A 7,236-nucleotide genomic window follows, 5' to 3' on the forward strand; every position below is an offset into this window, starting at 1 on the left:
GGATCGATGTTCACCTTCATTCTGCAGATCCGGCAGATGGTCGAAGGGCATCCCGAGTTCTACCTGTTCGCCGTGTACTCCGCGGTGATCTGGTTGCTCTGGTTGCTCAAGGTCGTCCTGTCCGCCCGCTACCGCCCCTACACCGGCACCTTCACCGGCACGACCAGCGTGGTCGTCCCCGTGGTGGACGAGCCGATCGACCTGTTCCGTGACGTGATCGGCCGCATGGTCGAGCAGCGCCCCGGCGAGATCATCGTCGTGATCAACGGCGCCCGGAACGCCGCGCTCGAGGCGGTCTGCGACGAGTTCGCCCCACTCGTCCGCTGGACCCACACGCCCATCCCGGGCAAGCGCAACGCGGTCAAGGTCGGCACCGAGATGTCCACCGGCGACATCACCGTGCTCGTCGACTCCGACACCGTCTGGACCGACGGCACGCTCGAGGAGCTCCTCAAGCCCTTCGCCGACGACTCGGTCGGTGGCGTGACCACCCGCCAGCGCATCCTCGAACCGACGCGCTCGTGGATCACCCGCTGGGCGGACTGGCTCGAGAACTCCCGCGCGCTGTACTCGATGCCCGCGCAGAGCGTCCTCGGCCAGATCGGCTGCCTGCCCGGACGGACCATCGCGTTCCGCCGGAGCATCCTCGTCCGGGTCATGGACCGGTTCATGCACGAGAAGTTCATGGGCGTGTTCCTCGAGGTGTCCGACGACCGGACGCTGACGAACCTGACGCTCAAGGAGGGCTTCCGGACCGTCTACCAGTACACGTCGCTCGTGTACACGGACGCCCCGCTGCAGGTGAAGAAGCTCTTCAAGCAGCAGCTCCGCTGGGCCCGCGGCTCGCAGTACAACACGCTGCGGATGCTGCCGTGGATGCTCGGCCACGCGCCGATCCTTGCGGTCTTCTTCCTGACCGACATCATCCTGCCGTTCATGCTGTTCGGCGTCATCGCCGGCTGGATCTACCGCGGGCTGACCGGGCAGGGCGAGAACCTGTACCAGGGCATCCTGCAGCAGTACGGCTTCTCGACGGGCTTCCTCTACGTCGCCGGCCTGATGGTCGTGTCGAGCGTGTTGAGCATGGCGATCCGGCAGATGCGCCACCTCGCCGAGAAGCCGAGTGACTTCTTCCGCCTGCCGATGTTCATCATCGTGTCGACGTTCTTCCTCATGCCGATCCGGCTCATCGGCTTCTTCCGCCTGGCGCACGCGTCCGGCTGGGGGACCCGGGCCGGTGCCTACGCCGGCGGGCCGATGGAGGAGGACCCGGCGCAGCCCCAGGGCGCGCTCGGCTCTGCTCCGGTGAGCCCCGTGGACGCGGCCCTGCCGGCGGCCGTCGACCCCGACCAGGCCGCGGCCGACCGAGCCTTCGACGAGATCTTCGGCACGGAGACGGCGTCCGGTGCCACGGGGTCCGGAACACTCCCGGGCACCGCCACCGGGTCGACCGCGACCGTCCTGACGACCCGGCGCTTGGCTGCCGCCGCCGCTGCCCCGGCCGGTGCTGCGTCGTCCGCCGCCCGACCCACCCCGACGAAGACCCGTCGCTACAACCCCTACGCGGCGATCCCGTACTGCATCGGGTTCGCGATCTTCGCCCTGGAGGCGTTCCTCATTGTCTGACCTCATCCGATCCACCAGCACGTGGTGGGCCCAGTCCAGCAAGCACGCCCGTCGCACCGCGATCGGGACGACCGCGATCGTCCTCGTCCTCGGTCTCATCACCTGGACCGTGTGGGTGTCGCCCTCCGGTCCGGTCTCCACCGCCGTCAGCGAGGCGCTCGGTGTCACGCCGCCCGCCGCGAAGAAGGTCTCCGCGACCGAGCTGCAGACGAAGCTCACGGCAGCGCAGAAGCAGGTCTGGGCGCTCCAGGGCAAGCTCGACTCGTCCAGCGCCCAGGCCGGCTCCCGCGCCGAGGAGAGCTGCGAAGAGCGCCGCTGCCGGGTCCGCTGCAGCTGCCGCTGCGGCCGAGAAGGGCGGGTCCGGCTCCGGGTCCGGTGGCTCCGGCTCCGGCTCTGACGGCGCACACGGCGGGAACGCCGCCGCACCGAACACCGGTCCCTCGAAGGACCCGGTGACGACCGAGCCGATCAGCACCCCGTCCAAGGCGCAGGTGCTCGCGCAGCAGTCCCGGTGGTACGGGCTGTACACGACGCAGGCGCCGTTCAACTGGTCCGAGTACGACCGCGTCTCGCAGGAGGTCGGCAAGGCCACGAACATGGTCGGGTTCTTCCAGGGCTTCGACCAGGACTTCAACCAGACCGCGGTCCAGCGCTCGTGGGCGAACGGCCGCCTGCCCATGATGACGTGGGAGACCGTCCCCGCGAAGACCGGCAACGACCAGGCCTTCGTGCCGGGCTACACGAACCAGGACATCGTCTCCGGCAAGTTCGACGCCTACCTGACGAAGTACGCGCAGGACCTCAAGGCGAACGGGATGCCGCTCGTCATCCGGCTCGACCACGAGATGAACGGCTCCTGGTACAACTGGTCCGAGGGGACGAAGCAGCAGAACGCCGCCGGCTCCTAACGGGGCGAACGACTACGTCATCTGGGACTGGTCACCCTCGCGCATCGACAAGCTCGGCAACCCGAAGTACCAGACGCTCGACTACATGCGGCAGTACTACCCGGGCGCGCAGTACGTCGACTGGGTCGGGATGTCCGGCTACTACCGCACCGCCACCGAACAGCCGACGTTCCAGACGACCTTCGGTGCCACGCTCGCGCAGATCCGGAAGATCGCCCCCGGCAAGGGCATCGTCCTCAACGAGATCGGCGCGACCGAGACCGGCGGCACCGTGACCGACAGCCAGAAGTCCCAGTGGATCACCTCGCTGTTCGACGCACTGGCGGACCCCGCGAACCGGGACATCATCGGCTTCGCGTACTTCAGCCAGGTCGCCACGACCATCGTCGACGGCACCAGGACCACCAACGACTGGCGCCTCGACTCCCGCGCCGACAGCCTCGCGACGTTCGTCAAGGGCATCGCACGCAACGACATCGACTACGACCTGCAGGAGGTCTCCAAGTGACCGCTCCGAAGAAGGCGAGCACCCCGTCCGCCGACACCCGTCCCGCACCGGTGATCAGCGTCATCGGCACCGGGTACCTCGGCGCGACCCACGCGGCCGCCATGGCCGAGATGGGCTTCGAGACCATCGGCGTGGACGTCGACCCCGCGAAGCTCGCGGCCCTGTCCGCCGGCGAGGTCCCGTTCTACGAGCCCGGCCTGCCCGAGCTCATCACGAAGCACGTCGCCACCGGCAAGCTCCGCTTCACCGCCTCGATCGCCGAGGCCGTAGCCGCCGCCGACGTCCACTTCGTCTGCGTCGGCACCCCGCAGAAGGCCGGCTCGCACGCCGCCAACCTGTCCTACGTCGAGAGCGCCACCCGCGGCGTCGCCGAGCACCTCACCCACCCGGGGCTCATCGTCGGAAAGTCGACCGTCCCGGTCGGCACCGCCGAACGTCTGCGCGGCATCGTCCGCGAGTTCACACCCAGCGGGATCGACGCCGAGCTCATCTGGAACCCCGAGTTCCTCCGCGAGGGCAAGGCCGTCGACGACACCCTGCACCCGGACCGCCTGGTCTGGGGTGGTGCCTCCGCCGCGGCCGACGCCGTGATCCGCGAGGTCTACGCCGCACCGATCGCCGAGGGCACCCCGGTCATCACGACCGACCTCGCGACCGCCGAGCTCGTCAAGGTCAGCGCCAACGCGTTCCTCGCGACGAAGATCTCGTTCATCAACGCGATCTCCGAGATGTGCGCCATCACCGGCGCCGACGTGACGACGCTCGCGGACGCCCTCGGCCACGACGCCCGCATCGGCCGGAAGTTCCTGAACGCCGGGCTCGGCTTCGGTGGCGGCTGCCTGCCGAAGGACATCCGCGCGCTCATGCACCGCGCGAACGAGCTCGGTGCCGGCCGGGTCGTCGGCCTCATGCAGCAGGTCGACGAGATCAACATGGGCCAGCGCGAGCGGGTCATCGACATGACGATCGACTCCCTCGGCGGGTCCGTCCTCAACCGTCGCGTGGCGGTCATCGGCGCGGCGTTCAAGCCCCTCACCGACGACGTCCGCGACTCGCCGGCACTCAACGTGGCGGCCGCCCTGCACCTGCGGGGCGCCCAGGTCACGCTCTGGGACCCGGAGGCGAACGAGACTGCCCGCCGCTCCTTCCCGACCCTGACGTACGCCGGGTCGAAGGAGGCCGCGGTCGAGGGTGCCGACGTCGTCCTCGTCCTGACGGAGTGGGACGACATCACCGGCGCCGACCCGGTCGCCCTCGGCGCGCTCGTCGGCCGTCGCGCGGTCATCGACGCCCGCAACTGCCTCCCGGTCGCCGACTGGGTCCAGGCGGGGTGGTCCGTCCGTTCCCTGGGACGTCCCACGCCGGTCACGGGTGCACCCGTGAGCCCCGCGGCGGGTGCCGCCGACGTGCTGGCGACGGCGCGCTAGGCGTCCACCGCCCCGAGACGGGGCCCGTGCCGGGCCGGCGCGGGCCCCGTCTTCGTGCGCGCTGGTCTGCGTGGGGTGCGCGGGGTGAGCGGGGTGCGCGCGGTGCCGTCCCGCGCGTCGGGTGCCGTTCCGCGCGTGGGAGGCCGATCCGCGCAAGGTGGGTCGTTCCTCCCGGCCTGCAATGCGCGATTCGGCATCCCATAACGGGTGCTATGGGCAGGAACGCACATGGCGACCGGCCTGGAGGCGCGGCGTGCGTCCGCCAGGCCGCCCCGCGCCTCCAGGCTGGGTCGCCTCCGTGTACCACCTGCCGGACGGTAAGCGCCGGCACACAGAAGGGCCCCGCACCGAGTCTCGGTGCGGGGCCCTTGGACCTGCGGATCAGACGCCGAAGTACAGCTCGTACTCGAACGGGTGCGGACGCTGCGCGAGCGGGAGGATCTCGTTCTCGCGCTTGTAGTCGATCCACGTCTGGATGAGGTCCTCGGTGAAGACGTTGCCCTTCGTGAGGAACTCGTGGTCCGCCTCGAGCGCCTCGAGCGCCTCGTCGAGGGAGCCCGGCACCTGCGGGATGCCCTTGGCCTCCTCCGGGGGGAGCTCGTAGAGGTCCTTGTCGACCGGCTCGTGCGGCTCGATGCGGTTCTGGATGCCGTCGAGGCCCGCCATCAGCTGCGCGGCGAAGGCGAGGTACGGGTTGCCCGAGGCGTCCGGCGCGCGGAACTCGATGCGCTTGGCCTTCGGGTTCGTGCCCGTGATCGGGATGCGGATCGCGGCGGAGCGGTTGCCGGCCGAGAAGACCAGGTTGACCGGGGCCTCGAAGCCCTTCACCAGGCGGTGGTACGAGTTGATCGAGGGGTTGGTGAACGCGAGCAGCGCCGGGGCGTGCTTGAGGATGCCACCGATGTACCAGCGCGCGAGGTCGGAGAGGCCGCCGTAGCCGTTCTCGTCGTAGAACAGCGGCTTGCCGTCGTTCCAGAGCGACTGGTGGGTGTGCATGCCCGAACCGTTGTCGCCGAAGAGCGGCTTCGGCATGAACGTGGCGACCTTGCCCCACTGGTCGGCCGTGTTCTTGACGATGTACTTGAACTTCAGGATGTCGTCCGCGGCGTGGACCATCGTGTCGAACTTGTAGTTGATCTCCTGCTGACCGCCGGTGCCCACCTCGTGGTGCGAGCGCTCGAGCTCGAAGCCCGCCTCGATCAGCTTGAGCGTGATGTCGTCGCGCAGGTCAGCGGTCTTGTCGACCGGGGAGACCGGGAAGTAGCCGCCCTTGTACGGGGTCTTGTTGGCGAGGTTGCCGCCCTCTTCCTCGCGGCCGGTGTTCCAGGCGCCTTCCTCGGAGTCCACCGAGTAGAACGACTTGTTCTGGGTGACCGAGTAGCGGACGTCGTCGAAGATGTAGAACTCGGCCTCGGGGGCGAAGAACGCGGTGTCCGCGATGCCGGTCGAGGCGAGGTACTTCTCGGCCTTCTTGGCGACCTGGCGCGGGTCACGGCCGTAGATCTCGCCGTTCCGCGGGTTGTAGATGTCGAAGATCATGATCAGCGTGCGCTCGGCGCGGAACTGGTCGATGTACGCCGTCGTCACGTCCGGGATGAGCTGCATGTCCGACTCGTGGATCGACGCGAAGCCGCGGATCGACGAACCATCGAAGAGCTGGCCGACGGAGAAGAAGTCCTCGTCGACCGTCGACGCCGGGATGTTGAAGTGCTGCTGGACACCGGGCAGGTCCGTGAACCGGATGTCGAGGAACTTGACGTCCGTGTCCTTGATGAAGGCGAGCACCTCGGAGGAATCGCTGAACATGTGTGTCGATCTCCTGGGGGTATGGGGGATGTCTTCGAGTGCCACCGGGTGCACCCTCCGACGAGGCTATTGACACCGAGTTTCCCGGACATGACTGCATTGTTTCGCGCGTGTTACGTCCCGGGGGTCGCCTACGCTGGAGGCATGGCTCCCAGCACCACTCCGCCCTCCGCCGCCGCCGCGAACCCCGGTGGCGCGCACCCGGACGGGTGGCCCGGGAAGGACCTCGGTCTCCCGGAGGAGGGCCCGCGGAGCGTCGGTCGCATCGGCCGACGCATCGTCGCGCTGCTCATCGACGGTGTGCTCGCGGACCTCGTGGCGTTCGTGACCGGTGTCTGGTCGCCGGTCGCAGGGTCCGGGGACATCACGCACACCTGGATCCAGCTCGCCATCTTCGCGGTCCTGCAGGTGCTGTTCATCTGCACGTTCTCGGGGTCGTTCGGGCACCTGTGCGTCGGGCTGCGGGTCGTGCCGATCCGCGGCGGGTACGTGGGTGTGTGGCGCCCGGTGGTCCGGACGCTGCTGCTGTGCATCGTGGTGCCGGCGCTCATCATCGACCGGGACAGCCGGGGTGCGCACGACCGCATCGCGGGGACGGTGCTCGTCCGGCGCTGACACGCGGCAGGCGCGGTTCCGGCACGGGCGCGGCTCCGGGACGGGCACGGTTCCGAAGCGACGATGGAGCAGAAGACGTCGCATTCCCCGGCTTGGCGTCAGGGGGTGGTTGCAACACCGCCTTGTTGGGGTTCTGAGAGTAGTCGGGTCAGGGCCTCGGCTGGGCTGTCCCAGTCGAGGGTCTGGCGGGGCCGGCCGTTGAGCTCCGCGGCGACTGTGTCGAGGTCGGCTTCGGTGTGGACGGCGAGGTCGGTGCCCTTGGGGAAGTACTGCCGGAGCAGTCCGTTGGTGTTCTCGTTGCTACCGCGTTGCCAGGGTGAGTGCGGGTCAGCGAAGTAGATGTCGA

The 7,236-nt window shown here is 68.9% G+C and carries 8 protein-coding genes; 6 read left to right on the top strand and 2 right to left on the bottom strand.

Features of this window, described 5'->3' with window-relative positions:
* The first annotated feature begins 6 nt into the window (after positions 1–6).
* The 5 genes from HUN58_RS16500 to HUN58_RS16520 all read left to right on the top strand — a co-directional run bounded on the left by HUN58_RS16500 (position 7) and on the right by HUN58_RS16520 (position 4,469).
* Positions 7–1,626, top strand: a complete 1,620-nt coding sequence (locus HUN58_RS16500; RefSeq protein WP_180225206.1) for a glycosyltransferase family 2 protein — start codon at positions 7–9, stop codon at positions 1,624–1,626.
* Positions 1,619–2,023: a hypothetical protein gene (locus HUN58_RS16505; RefSeq protein ID WP_208745593.1), complete on the top strand. Its 405-nt coding sequence runs from the start codon at positions 1,619–1,621 to the stop codon at positions 2,021–2,023. The genes HUN58_RS16500 and HUN58_RS16505 overlap by 8 nt, the downstream gene beginning before the upstream one ends.
* A gap of 55 nt (positions 2,024–2,078) precedes the next feature.
* The gene (locus tag HUN58_RS16510; RefSeq protein WP_208745594.1) at positions 2,079–2,534 is read left to right on the top strand and encodes a glycosyl hydrolase; all 456 of its coding nucleotides are present in this window, start codon (positions 2,079–2,081) and stop codon (positions 2,532–2,534) included.
* 85 nt (positions 2,535–2,619) lie between these two features.
* Positions 2,620–3,042, top strand: a complete 423-nt coding sequence (locus HUN58_RS16515) for a hypothetical protein (protein ID WP_208745595.1) — start codon at positions 2,620–2,622, stop codon at positions 3,040–3,042.
* A complete protein-coding gene (locus HUN58_RS16520; RefSeq protein ID WP_058741324.1) occupies positions 3,039–4,469 on the top strand; it encodes a UDP-glucose/GDP-mannose dehydrogenase family protein in 1,431 nt (476 codons plus the stop codon). The genes HUN58_RS16515 and HUN58_RS16520 overlap by 4 nt, the downstream gene beginning before the upstream one ends.
* Positions 4,470–4,850: 381 nt before the next feature.
* Here the strand turns inward: HUN58_RS16520 and glnA are convergent, their stop codons facing one another.
* Positions 4,851–6,275, bottom strand: coding sequence for a type I glutamate--ammonia ligase (gene glnA / locus HUN58_RS16525; RefSeq protein ID WP_180225208.1), 1,425 nt, complete (start codon positions 6,273–6,275; stop codon positions 4,851–4,853).
* Positions 6,276–6,419: 144 nt separating this feature from the next.
* On the opposite strand from glnA, the gene HUN58_RS16530 reads away from it, so the two are divergent.
* Complete coding sequence (locus tag HUN58_RS16530; RefSeq protein WP_058741322.1) at positions 6,420–6,890, top strand: RDD family protein; 471 nt, start codon at positions 6,420–6,422, stop codon at positions 6,888–6,890.
* A gap of 98 nt (positions 6,891–6,988) precedes the next feature.
* Here HUN58_RS16530 and HUN58_RS16535 read toward each other — a convergent pair.
* Positions 6,989–7,236, bottom strand: a 248-nt coding sequence (locus HUN58_RS16535) for an IS30 family transposase (RefSeq protein WP_208745746.1), incomplete at its 5' end; no start/stop codon positions are given.

This window comes from Curtobacterium sp. Csp1, assembly GCF_013347185.1.

Coding starts and splice junctions, on each gene's coding strand:
- HUN58_RS16530 (WP_058741322.1), top strand. CDS start 6,420: ATGGCTCCCAGCACCACTCCGCCCTCCGCCGCCGCCGCGAACCCCGGT.
- HUN58_RS16500 (WP_180225206.1), top strand. CDS start 7: ATGTTCACCTTCATTCTGCAGATCCGGCAGATGGTCGAAGGGCATCCC.
- glnA (WP_180225208.1), bottom strand. CDS start 6,275: ATGTTCAGCGATTCCTCCGAGGTGCTCGCCTTCATCAAGGACACGGAC.
- HUN58_RS16515 (WP_208745595.1), top strand. CDS start 2,620: ATGCGGCAGTACTACCCGGGCGCGCAGTACGTCGACTGGGTCGGGATG.